The organism is Saccharopolyspora karakumensis (assembly GCF_004349225.1).
In the GTDB taxonomy this organism is placed as follows: Bacteria; Actinomycetota; Actinomycetes; order Mycobacteriales; family Pseudonocardiaceae; genus Saccharopolyspora; species Saccharopolyspora endophytica.
Window position 1 is genome coordinate 218,777 of record NZ_SMLA01000002.1, and the last position, 15,151, is coordinate 233,927.

Genomic DNA, 15,151 nt, shown 5'->3' on the forward strand with positions numbered 1-15,151 from the left:
GCGGGCCGGTGCTGACACCGGCCCGGCCGGGCCCGCGCGGGAGACACCGGAGGAGGAACGCCCTCCGGGGCTGTTCCTGTCCGGAGTGCTGCCCGAAGAGGAGTGGGAAGTCTCAGAAGTACCAGGGGAACGGGGACCAGTCGGGGTCCCGCTTCTGCAGGAACGCGTCCCTGCCCTCGACGGCCTCATCGGTCATGTAGGCGAGCCGGGTGGTCTCACCGGCGAAGAGCTGCTGACCGACGAGCCCGTCGTCGATGGCGTTGAACGCGTACTTGAGCATGCGCTGCGCCGTCGGGGACTTGCCGTTGATCTCCCGGGACCACTGCAACGCGGTGGCCTCCAGTTCGGCGTGCGGGACGACCTCGTTGACCATGCCCATCTGGTGGGCCTGCTCGGCGGTGTAGGGGCGTCCGAGGAAGAAGATCTCGCGGGCGAACTTCTGCCCGACCTGACGTGCCAGGTACGCCGACCCGAAACCGCCGTCGAAGCTGCCGACGTCGGCGTCGGTCTGCTTGAACATGGCGTGCTCGGCGCTGGCGAGGGTGAGATCGCACACCACGTGCAGACTGTGCCCGCCGCCGGCGGCCCAGCCCGGGACCACCGCGATGACGATCTTGGGCATGAAGCGGATCAGCCGCTGCACCTCGAGGATGTGCAGCCGGCCGGCGCGCGCCGGATCGACGGACTCGGCGGTCTCGCCACCGGCGTACTGGTACCCGGAGCGACCGCGGATGCGCTGGTCCCCGCCGGAGCAGAAGGCCCAGCCGCCGTCCTTCTCGGACGGGCCGTTTCCGGTGATCAGCACGCAGCCGACGTCGCTGCTCATCCGCGCGTGGTCCAGGGCGCGGTAGAGCTCGTCGACGGTGTGCGGGCGGAAGGCGTTGCGGACCTCGGGGCGATCGAAGGCGATGCGCACCGTGCCCTTGCCGGGGCCGTCCTCGACGCAGCGGTGATAGGTGATGTCGGTGAAGTCGAAGCCCTCGATGGGCTCCCACAACTTCGGATCGAACAGCTCAGAGACAACGGGATTCTGCACACCTGGGACAATAGGGGGCGCAAGTGCTCGGCGCGGGGTCCTCCCCGCGACCGCCCGGTGCTTGCGTGGACGTCGACGGAGGGAGCCGCGGACCCTCCGCCGTTGTCCGCCAGGCGATTTCAGAGGTGATCGGTTGAACCCGTCCACAGCCCAGGCTGAGGTCATCGTCGACGAGCTCGTCCGAAACGGGGTGCGCCACGCGGTGCTCGCCCCGGGGTCGCGCAACGCACCTCTCGCCTACGCTCTGCACCGGGCCGCGCACGCTGCGCGTTTGAGGCTGCACGTGCGGATCGACGAGCGCAGCGCCGGTTTCCTGGCCTTGGGCCTGGCCGCGCGCACCCGTCAGCCGGTTCCGGTGTTCTGCACCTCCGGCACCGCCGCGAGCAACCTGCACCCGGCGGTCAGCGAGGCGTACCACGCCGGAGTGCCGCTGCTGGTGATCACGGCCGACCGGCCTCCGGAGCTGCGCGCGGCGGGCGCGAACCAGACCATCGACCAGCACCGGCTGTACGGCAGCGAGGTGCGGTTGTTCGACGAGCTCGGCGTCGCCGAGGCGCGGTCCGGGCAGAACGCCTATTGGCGGAGTCAGGTGTGCCGTGCCTGGGCTGCTGCAGCGAGCGGCATGCGCGGCGGGCCGGTGCACCTCAACCTGCCGTTCCGGGAGCCGCTGGTGCCCGACGGCGACACCGAGTGGTTCGAGCCGCTGGAGGGGCGACAGGGCGGTGAGCGGTGGACCGAGGTCGCCGACCGCGGATCGTCGCCGAGTTCGCTGGGGCGGTTGAGCTCCGGTCGTGGACTGGTGCTGGTGGGCGACTGGGGTGCCGAGGAGGCGAGCGCCTGGGGCGAGTGCGTCGGCTGGCCCGTGCTGTCGGAGGTCGGCGGCGTCGGGGTGTCCGGATCGGCTGCGATCAGCACCGGGATGTGGCTGCTCAACCTGCCCGAGTTCCTTCGCGAGCACCGGCCCGAGCAGGTGCTGTGCGTGGGACGTCCGACGGTGTTCCGCCAGGTCCAGCAGCTCCTCGCCGATTCCGGGGTGGAGGTGCTGCTGGCGCACGGCGGGATCGGCTGGCCCGCGCCCGCGCACAACGTGCGCGAGGTCGCCGAGACCTTCGGGGCCGGCTCCGCAGGTCCCGAACCCGTTGACCCGCAGTGGCTGACGGCCTGGCAGCAGGCCGACCAGAAGGCCTCTGCCGCGCTGCACGCCGCCCTCGACCTGGAGCGGTGGCCGAACGGCCCGGCGGTGGCCCGCGAGGTGGTCGACGCGCTGCCGGAGAACTCGCTGCTGGTGCTCGGGTCGTCGAACCCGAGCCGGGACGTCGCGCTCGCCGCGCGGCAGCGGCCCGACGTGCTGGTGCACCGCAACCGCGGGGCGGCCGGCATCGACGGGACCGTGTCCACGGCGCTCGGCGCAGCCACCGGGCACGGCGGTCCGACGTACGCACTGCTGGGCGACCTGACGTTCCTGCACGACAGCAACGGTCTGATGCTCGGCCCGTACGAGCAGCGGCCCGACCTGACGATCGTGGTGTTCAACGACGACGGCGGCGGCATCTTCAGCTTGTTGGAGCAGGGCGGTCCGGAGCACAGCGACTCCTTCGACCGCGTCTTCGGCACGCCGCACGGCACCGACCTGGGCCGGTTGTGCGCGGCGCACGGGGTCGAGCACGTCCAGGTGCCGGGCCACGCCGAGCTCCGCGGGGCGCTGCGTCCGAAACCCGGTCTGCGGGTCGTCGAGGTGCGTGCGAACCGGCACGAGCTGCGCGCGGTGCACCAGCGGCTCCACGCAGCCGTCCGCTCCGCCCTGCTCGGCTGAGGGCGACTGCGCGAAAACCGTTGCGGTGGAACGCGATGTGCGTCTCGGGGTCGTGAACGCCCTGTGTCAGCCGCAGGCGAGGCGGGGTGCGTCCGGCCACTGTGGCCGGACGCGTGCGTTAGCCCGTTGGTGTGTATTCGCGTTTTTCCGCCTGGTGATGGGAAAAACTCGGTGCAAAAGGCGCACCCGGTGTGAACGTGTTTGCCTAGTCTCCTGATCGGACCGAGAAGTTCGAGGAGGTGGCAGGGTGATTCGACGACAGGGCCTGCGCGCGGTGATCGCGGCCTGCTGCGCGAGCGCGGTGTTCGCCGCGCCGGCGTTGGCGGGGAGCGAGGGGCCGGGCGCGCCGGGAGCGGGCGACGCCTACTTCCCCGGTTACGGCAACGGCGGCTACGACGTCTCCCACTACGACCTGCAGCTGCGCTACCAGCCCGCCGACGACCGCCTGCAGGGCACCGCGACGATCGTCGCGACCGCCACGCAGGACCTGACGGCGTTCAACCTGGACTTCGCCCTCACCGCGAAGTCCGTGCGGGTCAACGGCATGCCGGCGCAGTTCGCCCAGAACGGCCTGGAGCTCACCGTGACCCCGCCGGCGACCCTGCCGCAGGGCGAGATGGCGACCTTCGTCGTGGAGTACGAGGGCACTCCGTCGACCGCGGACGTCGACGGCTTCAACCCCTGGGTGCGCACCTCCGACGGGGCGTTGGCGATCGGCCAGCCGGAGATCTCCTCCTGGTGGTTCCCCGGCAACGACCACCCGAGGGACAAGGCGACCTACGACGTGGCGGTCACCGTGCCCGACGGCACCGAGGCCATCTCCAACGGGGTGAACACCCGCAACACCAGCCTCGGCGGGTGGACCACCTGGAACTGGCGCAACACCGAGCCGACCGCCACCTACCTGGCGTTCATGACCATCGGCCAGTACGAGATCAGCAGGAAGACCGGTGCGTTCGGCCAGCCGTTCGTCACCGCCTACTCCGACGAGCTCGGCCCGCTGGCCGGACCGGCCAAGGCCAGCATCGAGCGCACCCCGGAGGTCGTGGACTTCCTGACCCAGCTGTTCGGCGAGTACCCGTTCTCCGCGCAGGGCGGCGTCGTCCCGTCCGAGGGCCTGAACTTCGCCCTGGAGAACCAGACCCGCCCGACCTACAGCCACAAGTTCTTCCAGAGCGCGGCGAACGTGTCGGTGGTCGTGCACGAGAACGCCCACCAGTGGTTCGGCGACTCGGTGTCGGTGGACACCTGGCGCGACATCTGGATCAACGAGGGATTCGCGTCCTACTCGGAGTGGCTGTGGTCCGAGGCGCACGGCACCGGGACCGCGCAGGAGCTGTTCGACCACTACTACAACTCCCACCCGGCGGACGACCCGTTCTGGCAGGTCCTGCCGGGAGACCCGGGTGCCGAGAACGTCTTCCACGACGCCGTCTACGACCGGGGCGCGATGACGTTGCACGCGCTGCGCAGCGTCGTCGGTGACGAAGCGATGCTCGACATCACCCGCACCTGGGCGGCGGAGCACCGGTTCTCGACCGGCACCATCGAGCAGTTCATCGAGTTGGCGGAGCAGAAGTCCGGCAAGAAGCTCGACGAGGTGTTCACCACCTGGCTGTTCACCAAGGGCAAGCCCGCGGTGAACCCGGCGGCCGGGGTCGCCGCGAGCGCGGCCCGCGAGAGCGTTCCCACGCCGCCGGCGGTCGCCGAGATCGACCGCGCGCACGAGCACCTCCACGACCACTAGCCGGTCAGCGCACTCCTTCCAGGGCTTCGCGCACCGGGAGGAGCTTCGCTTCCACCTCGGCCACCTCCAGGTCCGGTTCGGAGTCGGGCACGATCCCGCCTCCGGCGAACAGCCGGACCCGGCCGCCACGAGCACCGCCGGAGCCCGCTCCGGCGGTGCTCTGCTGTTCGACCTGCCCGCAGCGCAGCGCGATGCCGAGCTCGCCGTTGCCCGCGCCGTCGATCCAGCCGACCGGACCCGCGTAGCGACCGCGGTCCATGCCTTCGAGTTCGGAGATCAGCGGGACGGCGTCCTCGGTCGGGGTGCCACCGACCGCCGCCGTGGGGTGCACGGCTTCCGCCAGGTGCAGCAACCCGGACCCGTCGGGCGTGTCGGCGAGCTTGCCCTCGACGTCGGTGGCCAGGTGCAGCACGTTGCGCAGCCGCAGCACCGACGGCGACGTCGGGACCGACAGCTCGCTGCAGAACGGGCGCAGCTTCTCGGCCAGCGACTCGGCGGCGTAGGCGTGCTCGCTGCGGTTCTTGGCCGAACCGAGCAGTTCGGCGGCGAGCTCGTCGTCGGTGCGGCCCGGGTGCGGCCAGGCCGTGCCCGCCAGCACCCGGGAGCGGACCTCGTAACCGCGCCGCTCCAGCAGCAGTTCCGGGGTGGCTCCGACCAGGCCGTCGATGGCGAAGGTCCAGCAGTTCGCGTAGCGCGCGGCCAGGTTGTGCAGCAGGAAGCGCTCGTCGAGCGGCTCGGAGGTGTTGGCGACGAGGTCGTGCGCGAGCACGACCTTGCGGAGCTCACCACCGGATTCCCGCATCAGCCGGACCGCCTCGGTCACCGCCTGCCGGTACGCCGTGGACGACAGCCGGCCATCGCTGTAGGAGACCGTGCCGGGCTGGCGCACCGGCTCGGGGTCCGGGTCGGGCGCGTCGCCGATGGTGGTGATCCAGCGGACGCCGTCCCGCTCGCCGATGATCACCTCGGGCAGCACCAGGACCGAGTCGCCGGGGCGGTCGGCGAACGCCAGGCTGGTGAAGGCGACAGGTCCGCAGCCGGGCAGTCCCACGGCGTCGTCGACGTCGATGTGCCCGCACAGCTGCCGCCACCACGCGTCGGCGTCGGTGAAGCGATCCGCGCCGGAGGTGTCCAGCCGTGCCGCGCAGCCCCATCCGACCAGGCCCTGGCCCTCGCGGACCCAGCTCAGCGACTCGCAGCCGGGGAGCAGGTCCAGCAGCGGGCGGTCGTGCCGTGGGTCAGCAGGATCGAGTCTGCGGGTGCGCGCCGTCAGCCGCCTGGATGTAGTCACCACGCTTGGAGCGTATTCGGAGTGCCGATCCGGGTGGGCTGAGCGGCCGCGTGGCCCTGGACACGACCCCCGGCCCCTACAATCGGTCACCGTGGCAGGCGACGCGGTGACCCAGAACGCGGCCGACTCGGTGACCGGCTCAGACACGGACGGTGATCAGTCGGTGGCCCAGCCCTCGCCTGGGCGTGTCCGCCGCCGAGTGGCACGGGGCGTGCTGATCACCGGATTGTTGCTGTCGGTCATGGGTTTGTCGATCATCGTTGCCTGCTTCATCAACGACCGCACGATCGTGGAATCCCGAGGCCAGGCGGTGGCCGAAGTCGTGGACACCTCGCTGACCCGGACCGTCGTGCGGTTCAACACCGAGGACGGGCGGGTCTACATCCCGCCGAACGGCGTGATCTACCCGACCGACCTCCAGGCGGGGCAGCTGGTGCGAGTCGAGTACGACTCCCGCAACCCCGACCTGGTGCGCGTCGCGGGTCGCACGGCGGTGATCTCGCTGCTGCCGGTGCTCAGCACGCTGGCGGTCCTGTGGGCGGTGCTGCTGCCGACGTATTGGCTGCTCAGGAGATCCGACAGGGACTGAGGACCCTTCCGGGGCCTTTCGGCCGATGCCAAACTGGGTATCCGCCGAAAGGGGGTCGGTGGTCACACTCCGAAGGGCCGACCCCGCGTCTGCGAGGTCTGCCCATGAACACCCCTAGAGCGTTGTCCGACGGGCCGCAGGTTCAGCAGCAGTGGGTGCTCGGTGCTCCTGTGCTGTCCACCGTCGACCGGTCGGTGCCCGCCGAGGTGGATCCCGCCGATCTGGCGCTGTACTGCACGATGCTCGGCGACGACGCCCTGGTCCTCGCCCACCGGCTGACCGAGTGGGGGATGCGCGCGGGCCTGGAGGAATCCGCAGCGCTGGGGGAGATCGCCTACGACCTGCTCGGGCAGGCGCGGATCCTGTTCGGCCGGGCCGTCGAGGTGCGCGGCGAGCAGGACGAGGACGTGCTCGCCTACCAGCGGGAACCGGCCGAGTACCGGAACGTGCGGTTGGCGGAGATCGACTGCGGTCCTGGGCCGGGCGGTGACTTCCCGACCACGGTGGCCCGCCTGCTGCTGTTCACGACCTGGCGCCTCGCGGTCTTCGAGGAGCTCGCCACCTGCCGCGACGCCGTGCTGGGGACGTTGGCGGCGAGGTCGCTGCACCGGCTCGCCGAACACCGCAACCACGCCGCGCAGTGGGTGATCAAGCTGGGCGACCAGAGCCCGAGCGGATCGCGGCTGATGAGCGCCGGCCTGCAACGCGTGTGGCCGCTGTCCGCGGAGCTGTTCACCGCGCACCCGGTCGAGGCGCGGCTGGCCGACGCCGGCTGCGGCGTGGACCCGTCCGGCCTGCGCGTTCAGGTGGGGCAGGGGCTCGACGAGGTGTTCTCCATCGCGCGCCTCCAGCGCCCGGCGCCCACCGAGTTCGGCGAGTTCGTCCGGCCGGGCGGTCGCGACGGCGCGCACACCGAATCCATGGAGTTCCTGCTGGCCGACATGCAGTACCTGGTCAGGGCGGGGCTGGCCAGCGGTCGGCCCCCGCAGAAGCCGCAGGACGAGCGAAGTTTCAGAAATGCAATGGAATATGAGTAGTTCCCCGCAAGCCGATGAGCACCGGCCGGGCGCACAGTGATCGAGGGGGTATCGGAGCGAGCGGCGGAAGCAGTGGCCTGGGGGCCTTCCGCGTTCCTCGGTCGGGGACTAGTGGAAGGGCGCAACGCGGGTGGACGAGATCTGGTTGCAGGTGCTCATGGCGTTGATGGCGGGATGTGCCGGTGCGGGCGTGGTGCTCGCGGTGCGCAGACGTCCCGTCGCGAAGGTCGCGGAGGAACCCGAACCCGCACCGGAGCCGCTGCCGCAGCGGGAGCCGGACGGCTGGGGACCGTTCGTGCAGCACTGCGAGCAGGCGGTCCTGCGGGCGAGCCGGGCGGTCGAGGCGATGTCCTCGCAGCAGGCCCGCAACCGGTTGCTGACCGTCGTGCGCCGGATGGACGCCGAGCTGCCCAACCTGCGGGTCCTCGCCGAACTCGGTCGGGGGCTGGGGACGACCTCCCGCGACGTCGAGATCGCGGGCCGGGTGCGCGAGGAGCTGGCGGAGGTCGAGAAGCGCTTCGGCGCGGTCACCGGCGAGGTGCTCGAACTCGTCGAGGACCCCGATCCCGAGCGGGTGGGCGAGCTGCGCGGGCGGTTCCCGCTGCTGCGCCCGATCTCGGCCGTCCTGCCCGAACCGGTCAGCTAGCCGGCACCTCGGCTGCCTGCGCCCACCACTCGTGGACCTCGACGGCCGCACCGGGCGCGGCGACGAGCAGCCCGTCGCGCGGCAGCGGGTTGGGCTCGCCGCGCCGGTCGAGGACCGTGGCACCGGCCTCGGTGGCCAGCGCGAGCGCGCCGGCGACGTCCCACTCCTCGTAGTCGTCGAGCACGGCGGCGATGGTGTGGCCGAGGGCGACCTGGGTGATGGCCAGCGCCGGTGAACCCAGTAAACGCACGCCGACCTGCGCGCTGGCCGCGTTGGTGATGAACCGGTCCATGCCCGGCCACGGCCCGTTCTTGGTCAGCTCGGTGCACACGATGCCGCCGCGGATCTCGGACCGGTCGGGCAACCGCACCGGGGTGCCGTTGGCACGCATGCCCCGGCCGCGCGCGGCCGCGTAGATCTGGGTCCGGTACGGGTCGGCGACCACGCCGACCACGGGCCCGTAGCCGTCGAGCATCGCCAGGCTGTAGGCGCACCAGGGCAGCCCGGCCACGTAGTTGGCGGTGCCGTCCACCGGGTCGACCGACCAGCGGAACTCCGAGGCGCCCTGCTGCGGCGGAACGCTGGGTTCGTCCCCGAACTCCTCGCCGAACACCGGCGTGCCGGGGAACTCGTCGGCGAGGATGCGGCGGGTGTGCCGTTCGAGGGTGCGGCCGGTGTCGGTGACCCAGTCGAACGGCGACTCGCTGGGCTCGGGCCGCGCCCCTCTACCCGCGGTCGCGATGATGACGTCGGCGGCGTCGTTGGCAAGCCGACCGGCGACCTCGAACGCCCGCGACACCAGGGCCGGTTCGATCTGGGCGGGTGGAGTAGGCAGGGCCGTCATGCGTCCCCAGCCTCCGCGCGGCGAGTGACCGCTCAGCAACGTCGAGGTGACCGGCTGAGGAGCCGCAAGCCACGTTTGCGGGCCGATGGGCGAGTTGGGGTGCTCTTCGGTTGTCGTTGGGGATCGCGTCACGTTGCCTTCGGCTGCTCGCCGGAACCGGCGGCGACCGTGTTGTCCGTGCGCATCGCGATCGTGACCGAGAGCTTCCTGCCGCAGATCAACGGAGTGACGAACTCGGTGTTGCGGGTGCTGGAGCACTTGCGTCGTCGAGGCGACCAGGCCCTGGTCATCGCACCCGGACCCGGTCCGGACGAGTACGCGGGCTTCCCGGTCATCAGGCTGCCCGCGATGGACCTGCCGATGGTGTCGTCGCTGCCCATCGGGTTCCCGAGCCGCCGCGTGCTGCGCGGGCTCCAGGAGTTCGCGCCCGACGTGGTGCACCTGGCCTCGCCGTTCGTGGTGGGGGCGCGCGGGATGAACGCCGCGCGCCGGCTGGGCGTCCCGACGGTCGCCGTCTACCAGACCGACGTGGCGGGTTTCGCCGAGTCCTACGGGCTCGGGCTGACCGCGAAGGCGGCGTGGAAGTGGATCCGCCGCCTGCACTGCCACGCCGACCGCACGCTGGCCCCCTCGACCTGGGCGGTGGAGACGCTGCGCGAGCACGGCGTTCCGCGCGTGCACCGCTGGGGCCGCGGCGTCGACACCGAGCGGTTCACGCCGCGCAAGCGCGACGAGCAGCTGCGGGCCGAGCTGGCTCCGAACGGTGAACTGCTGGTGGGCTACGTCGGCCGGTTGGCTCCGGAGAAGCGCATCGAGCGGCTCGCCGAGCTCGACGGCACGTCCGGCGTGCGGCTGGTCGTGGTCGGCGACGGCCCGGAGCGCGAGCGGTTGAGCGCGGAACTGCCCAACGCCGCGTTCCTCGGTCAGCGCACCGGCGACGAGCTGGCTCGCATCTACGCCAGCCTCGACGTCTTCGTGCACACCGGCCCGCACGAGACGTTCTGCCAGGCGGTGCAGGAGGCGATGGCCTCCGGCGTCGCGGTCGTCGCCCCGGACGCGGGCGGTCCCCGCGACCTGGTCGAGGTCGGGCGCACCGGCTACCTGCTGCCCGCGCACGACGACGCCGAGCACGCCGCGGCCCTGCGCAGCGCCATCGCCGACCTGCGCGATCCCGCGCTGCGGGAGCGCTTCGGCACCCACGCCCGCAACGCCGTCGCCGGTCGCACCTGGCCCGCCCTGTGCCGCCAGTTGGTGGACCACTACGCGGCGGTGAGCGGATACGTGGAGTCGGCAGCTGCCTGAACCGGCTCCGGAGCGGGCCACGTACGCTTCAGGTGTGTCTCGGGCAGGCTTGGACAAGAACCCTCGCGAAGTCGCGGCGATGTTCGACGGCGTCGCGCGTCGGTACGACCTGACCAACACCGTGCTGTCCTTCGGGCAGGACCGGCGCTGGCGGAAGGTGACCCGGCAGCTGCTCGCGCCCCAGCAGGACGAGAAGGTCCTCGATCTCGCTGCCGGCAGCGGCGTGTCGACGGTCGAGTTCGCCCGCTCCGGCGCCTACTGCGTCGCGGCCGACTTCTCGCTGGGCATGCTCTCGGTCGGCAAGGGCCGGGGTGTGCCGCTGGTGGCGGCCGACGCCCTGCACCTGCCGTTCGCCGACGACGCCTTCGACGCCGCGACGATCTCCTTCGGCCTGCGCAACCTCGCCGACACGGTCGCGGGCCTGCGCGAGATGCGCCGCGTGGTGCGGCCCGGCGGTCGCCTGGTGGTGTGCGAGTTCTCCACCCCGACGTGGCAGCCCTTCCGCGGCGTCTACATGAACTACCTGATGCGCGCGCTGCCCTCGATCGCCCGCGCGGTCTCCTCCAACCCGGACGCCTACGTCTACCTCGCCGAGTCCATCCGCTCCTGGCCCGACCAGCGAGCCCTCGCCGAGCTCATCGGCGAGGCCGGCTGGACCGACACCACCTGGAAGAACCTCACCAGCGGCGTGGTGACCGTCCACCACGCCAAGAACCCGTCCTGACGCGAAGCGGCTCACAGCCAGGTCGTTTCGGGGGTCGTGGTCCTGGTCCAGGTGAGGGATCGGGTGAAAGCCCTGGTGGCCGGGGGCTGCGGGTGATGGGGAGTGCGGATCACCGCGATGCGCCGGTGCGTCTCCGGTGCTGCCAGGGGGACGTGGACCAGGCCCGCGAAGGCGATCAGCGGTAGGACCGTCCCCGGCATGACGGCGGTGCCGAGACCTGCGGCGACCAGCCCCGCGACCGCGGTGATGTTGCCGGATTCCAGGACGACGCGGGGATGCGCCTGCGCGGCGGCGAAGGCGCGATCGGCGTGCTGGCGGATGCTGGAGTTCGGCGCGAACGCGATGTGCGGTTCTCTCGCCAGCTCCGCCCAGGTCAGCGCCTCGCGCGCGGCGAAGCGGTGCTCCTGCGGGAACACCGCGCACATCCGGTCGGTGGCGATGGGGTGCACGGCCAGGTCGGGCAGCGGTTCGGCGACGACGGTGACGCCCAGGTCGACGGTGCCCGCGCGAACCTTGGCCAGGACCTCGTCGGACATGCCGTCCTCGATCGACAGCTCCACGTCCGGGTGCTCCGCGCGGTAGGCCGAGACGACAGGGGGCAGCAGGGTCGCCGCCATCGACGGCAGCGCCGCGACCCGGACGCGGCCACGGGTGCCTGCCAGGAAACCCTGGAAGTGGTTGATCCCGGCGTCGAACGAGTCCACCACCCGCCGCGCGACCAGGCAGAACTCGGCGCCCTCCGGCGTGGTGACCAGGTTGCGGGTGGTGCGCTGGAACAGCGTGATGCCGAGCCTGCGCTCGACGTCGCGCACCGCGCGGCTGATCGAGGACTGCGCCAGGTGCAGCTGCTCGGCGGCGGCGGTGAACCCGCCGGTGTCGTGCACCGCGAGGACCAGCCTGAGCTGCTGCACCGTCAGATCCATGCCCATGGTGCATGAATCTATCAATTTTCAGTGCTTGACCAGCATGAGCGGGGTGGATCACAGTTCTCTCGTCCGGCCCAACGGCGGTGTTCGGGAGGTTGCCCATGCTGGCCGCGAGCGGATTCCTGACGATCGGCGTGTTCCTCGCCCTGGTGCTCTCGCGCAGGGTGTCTGTGCTGTTCGCGCTCACCCTGGTGCCGATCGCGGCGGCGCTGCTCAGCGGTCACGGCGCCGGTCTCGGTGAGCTGGCGGCCGATGGCCTGGTCACGGTCGCACCGGTGGCCATCATGATCACCTTCGCGGTGCTGTACTTCAGCCTGATGATCGACGCGGGGCTGTTCGACCCCGCCGTCACCCGCATCCTGCGCTGGGCCAAGGGCGACCCGCTCAAGATCACCGTCGGCACCGCGCTGCTGACCCTGCTGGTCGCGCTCGACGGCGACGGCGCCTCCACCTTCCTGATCACCGTCTCCGCGCTGCTGCCGATCTACCAGCGGCTGGGGATGCGCCGGATCGTGCTGGCCGGCGTGGTCTGCCTCGGCGCCGGGGTCATGAACATGGTGCCGTGGGGTGGGCCGACGGCCCGCGCGATGGCCGCGCTGAAGCTCGATTCCGCGCAGCTGTTCCTGCCCGTGCTGCCCGCGATGATCGCCGGCATCTGCTGGGTGCTGGTGGCCGCCTACCTGATCGGCCGGTCCGAGCGGAAGCGCCTCGGAGTGGTGAGCATCGAGGTGGGCGAGCGGGTGCGGCTGACCGGCGCGGACCGCGCGCGGTTCTGGATCAACGCGGCGCTGACGCTGGCCCTGGTCGGCTGCCTGCTGTTCCAGCTCGCCGACCTGGAAGTGCTGTTCCTGGTGGCCTTCCTGGTCGCGCTGCTGATCAACCGCCCGTCGTGGGAGGGCCAGCAGGAGCTGTTCGCCAAGCACGCCTACAACGTGGTGCTGGTCGTCGTGGTGATCTTCGCGGCCGGTGTGTTCACCGGCATCCTCACCGGCACCGGCATGATCAAGGCGATGGCCGAGAGCCTGGTCGCGGTCATCCCCGACGCCGGTGGTGCGTTGCTGCCGGTGGTCACGGCCATCGCCGGGATGCCGCTGAGCCTGGTCTTCACCCCCGACGCCTTCTACTACGGGGTCGTGCCGGTGCTGGCGGAGACCAGCGCGGCGTTCGGCGGTGATCCCGCCGCGATCGGGCGGGCGGCGATCCTCGGGCAGATGACCACCGGCTTCCCGCTGAGCCCGCTGACCGCCTCGACGTTCATCCTGCTCGGCATGTCCAAGGTCGATATCGGCGACCACCAGCGGTTCATCTTCGGCTGGGCCTTCGGCACCACGCTGGTGATGACGGCGGTCGCGCTGCTCACGGGGGTGCTGTAGATGCGCATCGGCAGCGGAGCCGGTTTCGCCGGTGACCGCCTCGAACCGGCGCTGGAGCTCGTGCGGGCGGGTGTGGACGACCTGGTGCTGGAGTGCCTGGCCGAGCGCACCATCGCCCTCGGGCAGCAGCGCAGGCTGGGCGATCCGGACCAGGGGTACGACCCGTTGCTGCGCGCGCGGTTCGAGCGGTTGCTGCCGGTCGCGGTGCCGAACGGAGCACGGGTGATCACCAACATGGGGGCGGCCCATCCGCTGCGGGCGGGTGAGGTCACGCGGGAGGTGATGGCGGCCGCTGGGCTGTCCGGCCGCATCGCCGTGGTCACCGGCGACGACGTGCTGGACCGGCTCGATCCGGCGACACCCGCGCTGGAGGACGGCATCCCGCTGGCCGAGCACGGCGGGATCGTCTCCGCCAACGCCTACCTCGGCGCCGAGGCGCTGCTGCCCGCGCTGGACGCGGACGTGGTGATCACCGGACGGGTCGCCGACCCGTCGTTGTTCGTGGCACCGATCGCGCAGCGGATGGGCTGGGACCTCGACGACGTCCCGCGCGCCGCGGCCGCGACGCTGGTCGGCCACGTCCTGGAGTGCGCGGGGCAGGTGACCGGCGGCTACTTCGCCGACCCGGGCGTCAAGGACGTCCCCGGGCTGGCCGAGCTCGGGTTCCCGTTCGCCGACGTCGACGCCGACGGGAGCGCGACCATCGGCAAACCGGACGGGACCGGCGGGATGGTGACGGTCCCGACGGTGCGCGAGCAGCTGCTCTACGAGGTCACCGACCCGACGGCCTACCGCACGCCCGACGTGGTCCTGGACTTCCGGGAGGTCCGGGCCGAGCGGACCGGTGCGGACCGGGTGCGCATCAGCGGGGCGCGCGGGCGGGCCAGGCCGGAGGAGTTGAAGGTCAGCGTCGGCTACCGCGCGGGGCACCGCGCCGAATGCGGCATCAGCTACGCCGGACCGGGGGCGGCCGATCGGGCGAGGCTGGCCGCGGACGTGGTGAGCGCGCGGCTGCGCGGCACGGGGCTGCGCGTGCGCGCCGACGTGCTGGGGGCGATGGGCGATCCGGACGGCGAGTGCCGGCTGCGGGTGGCCGCCATCGGAGAGGACCGGACGGCGGCGCAGATCGTCTGCCACGAGGTCGAATCGCTCTACACCAACGGCCCCGCCGGAGGCGGCGGGGTGCGCACCGACGTGCGCGAGGTGATCGGCATCGTCTCCGCCCTGATCCCCCGATCCGATGTGACGTCGCAGGTCACGACCCTGGAGGTGAACGATGCGACTGCATGAGATCGCGCACTGCCGAGCGGGCGACAAGGGCGACACCTCGATCCTGTCGGTGTTCCCCCTCGACGACGGCGACTACGACCGCCTGCGCCGGGAGCTCACCGCCGACCGGGTTCGCGCCCACCTGGCCGGTCAGGTCCGGGGCGAGGTCACCCGCTGCGAGCTCCCCCTGCTCAAGGCGCTCCAGTTCACCTGCCAGCGAGCTCTCGACGGGGGTGTGACCACGTCGCTGTCCCTGGACACCCACGGCAAGACCCTCAGCTCCCGCCTCCTCGCGCTGGATCTGTGAGTCGCGAGGGGCGCGTGGGGCCGGTGGTCCGGAACCGCTCGTGATCGATGTCCGCTTCGCCCGGTCGGTGCGGACCGGAACCGCCCGCCGGTGACCCTCGGCGAGGCACGCGGGGTTGAACCGGATGGCGGGTTTCCTCACTCAGGTGGCCTACGCGAAAGGGTCGATCGCGCTGGTGCAGCGGCTTAGACTCGGAGTTAGTGAACTCGTTCACAAGCGGGTTTCGCACCGAGCACTGCACTAGTTC

General features: G+C 71.5%; 14 protein-coding genes. 10 read left to right on the top strand and 4 right to left on the bottom strand.

Annotated features, from left to right (window positions below):
* Window positions 1-112: 112 nt before the first annotated feature.
* On the bottom strand, window positions 113-1,036 hold the full coding sequence (locus tag E1202_RS02335; RefSeq protein ID WP_132680575.1) for a 1,4-dihydroxy-2-naphthoyl-CoA synthase: 924 nt from the start codon (window positions 1,034-1,036) through the stop codon (window positions 113-115).
* Window positions 1,037-1,169: 133 nt separating this feature from the next.
* On the opposite strand from E1202_RS02335, the gene menD reads away from it, so the two are divergent.
* The gene (menD, locus tag E1202_RS02340; protein ID WP_132680576.1) at window positions 1,170-2,849 is read left to right on the top strand and encodes a 2-succinyl-5-enolpyruvyl-6-hydroxy-3-cyclohexene-1-carboxylic-acid synthase; all 1,680 of its coding nucleotides are present in this window, start codon (window positions 1,170-1,172) and stop codon (window positions 2,847-2,849) included.
* Window positions 2,850-3,096: 247 nt separating this feature from the next.
* Complete coding sequence (locus E1202_RS02345) at window positions 3,097-4,596, top strand: M1 family metallopeptidase (RefSeq protein WP_132680577.1); 1,500 nt, start codon at window positions 3,097-3,099, stop codon at window positions 4,594-4,596.
* 4 nt (window positions 4,597-4,600) lie between these two features.
* On the opposite strand, the gene E1202_RS02350 is transcribed toward E1202_RS02345, so the two are convergent.
* A complete protein-coding gene (locus E1202_RS02350) occupies window positions 4,601-5,887 on the bottom strand; it encodes an isochorismate synthase (protein WP_235877566.1) in 1,287 nt (428 codons plus the stop codon).
* 91 nt (window positions 5,888-5,978) lie between these two features.
* On the opposite strand from E1202_RS02350, the gene E1202_RS02355 reads away from it, so the two are divergent.
* From E1202_RS02355 to E1202_RS02365, 3 genes are all read left to right on the top strand, one after another.
* Complete coding sequence (locus tag E1202_RS02355) at window positions 5,979-6,476, top strand: DUF3592 domain-containing protein (RefSeq protein ID WP_235877569.1); 498 nt, start codon at window positions 5,979-5,981, stop codon at window positions 6,474-6,476.
* 104 nt (window positions 6,477-6,580) lie between these two features.
* Entirely contained in the window at window positions 6,581-7,513 is a 933-nt protein-coding gene (gene paaC / locus E1202_RS02360) for a 1,2-phenylacetyl-CoA epoxidase subunit PaaC (RefSeq protein ID WP_132680578.1), read from the top strand.
* 130 nt (window positions 7,514-7,643) lie between these two features.
* Window positions 7,644-8,159, top strand: coding sequence for a hypothetical protein (locus E1202_RS02365; protein ID WP_235877571.1), 516 nt, complete (start codon window positions 7,644-7,646; stop codon window positions 8,157-8,159).
* On the opposite strand, the gene E1202_RS02370 is transcribed toward E1202_RS02365, so the two are convergent.
* On the bottom strand, window positions 8,152-9,003 hold the full coding sequence (locus tag E1202_RS02370) for an inositol monophosphatase family protein (RefSeq protein ID WP_132680579.1): 852 nt from the start codon (window positions 9,001-9,003) through the stop codon (window positions 8,152-8,154). The two genes, E1202_RS02365 and E1202_RS02370, sit on opposite strands and share 8 nt — an antisense overlap.
* 177 nt (window positions 9,004-9,180) lie before the next feature.
* Between E1202_RS02370 and E1202_RS02375 the strand changes: the two genes are divergently transcribed.
* Both E1202_RS02375 and E1202_RS02380 read left to right on the top strand, forming a co-directional pair.
* Window positions 9,181-10,305 carry a glycosyltransferase family 4 protein gene (locus E1202_RS02375; protein ID WP_207918424.1) on the top strand — a complete coding sequence of 375 codons (1,125 nt, stop codon included), beginning with the start codon at window positions 9,181-9,183 and terminating at the stop codon, window positions 10,303-10,305.
* Between the two features lie 34 nt (window positions 10,306-10,339).
* Entirely contained in the window at window positions 10,340-11,029 is a 690-nt protein-coding gene (locus E1202_RS02380; protein ID WP_132680581.1) for a demethylmenaquinone methyltransferase, read from the top strand.
* Between the two features lie 11 nt (window positions 11,030-11,040).
* Here E1202_RS02380 and E1202_RS02385 read toward each other — a convergent pair whose 3' ends face one another.
* Entirely contained in the window at window positions 11,041-11,958 is a 918-nt protein-coding gene (locus E1202_RS02385) for a LysR family transcriptional regulator (protein WP_132680582.1), read from the bottom strand.
* A gap of 98 nt (window positions 11,959-12,056) precedes the next feature.
* Here E1202_RS02385 and E1202_RS02390 point away from each other — a divergent pair, with 98 nt between their 5' ends.
* Genes E1202_RS02390 through E1202_RS02400 form a run of 3 tightly spaced genes read left to right on the top strand, consistent with a single transcriptional unit; the run spans window position 12,057 to window position 14,904 of the window.
* Window positions 12,057-13,328 (top strand): CitMHS family transporter, encoded by a 1,272-nt coding sequence (locus tag E1202_RS02390; RefSeq protein WP_132680583.1) that lies wholly within the window; start codon window positions 12,057-12,059, stop codon window positions 13,326-13,328.
* A complete protein-coding gene (locus E1202_RS02395) occupies window positions 13,329-14,618 on the top strand; it encodes an acyclic terpene utilization AtuA family protein (RefSeq protein ID WP_132680584.1) in 1,290 nt (429 codons plus the stop codon). It abuts the gene before it with no gap.
* On the top strand, window positions 14,605-14,904 hold the full coding sequence (locus E1202_RS02400; RefSeq protein ID WP_132680585.1) for an AtuA-related protein: 300 nt from the start codon (window positions 14,605-14,607) through the stop codon (window positions 14,902-14,904). The genes E1202_RS02395 and E1202_RS02400 overlap by 14 nt, the downstream gene beginning before the upstream one ends.
* The last annotated feature ends 247 nt before the right edge of the window (window positions 14,905-15,151 follow it).

Bases quoted from the DNA above. Each gene is read 5' to 3' on its own strand.
- paaC (WP_132680578.1), top strand. From the start codon at position 6,581: ATGAACACCCCTAGAGCGTTGTCCGACGGGCCGCAGGTTCAGCAGCAG.
- E1202_RS02370 (WP_132680579.1), bottom strand. From the start codon at position 9,003: ATGACGGCCCTGCCTACTCCACCCGCCCAGATCGAACCGGCCCTGGTG.
- E1202_RS02385 (WP_132680582.1), bottom strand. From the start codon at position 11,958: ATGGGCATGGATCTGACGGTGCAGCAGCTCAGGCTGGTCCTCGCGGTG.
- E1202_RS02390 (WP_132680583.1), top strand. From the start codon at position 12,057: ATGCTGGCCGCGAGCGGATTCCTGACGATCGGCGTGTTCCTCGCCCTG.
- E1202_RS02395 (WP_132680584.1), top strand. From the start codon at position 13,329: ATGCGCATCGGCAGCGGAGCCGGTTTCGCCGGTGACCGCCTCGAACCG.
- E1202_RS02400 (WP_132680585.1), top strand. From the start codon at position 14,605: ATGCGACTGCATGAGATCGCGCACTGCCGAGCGGGCGACAAGGGCGAC.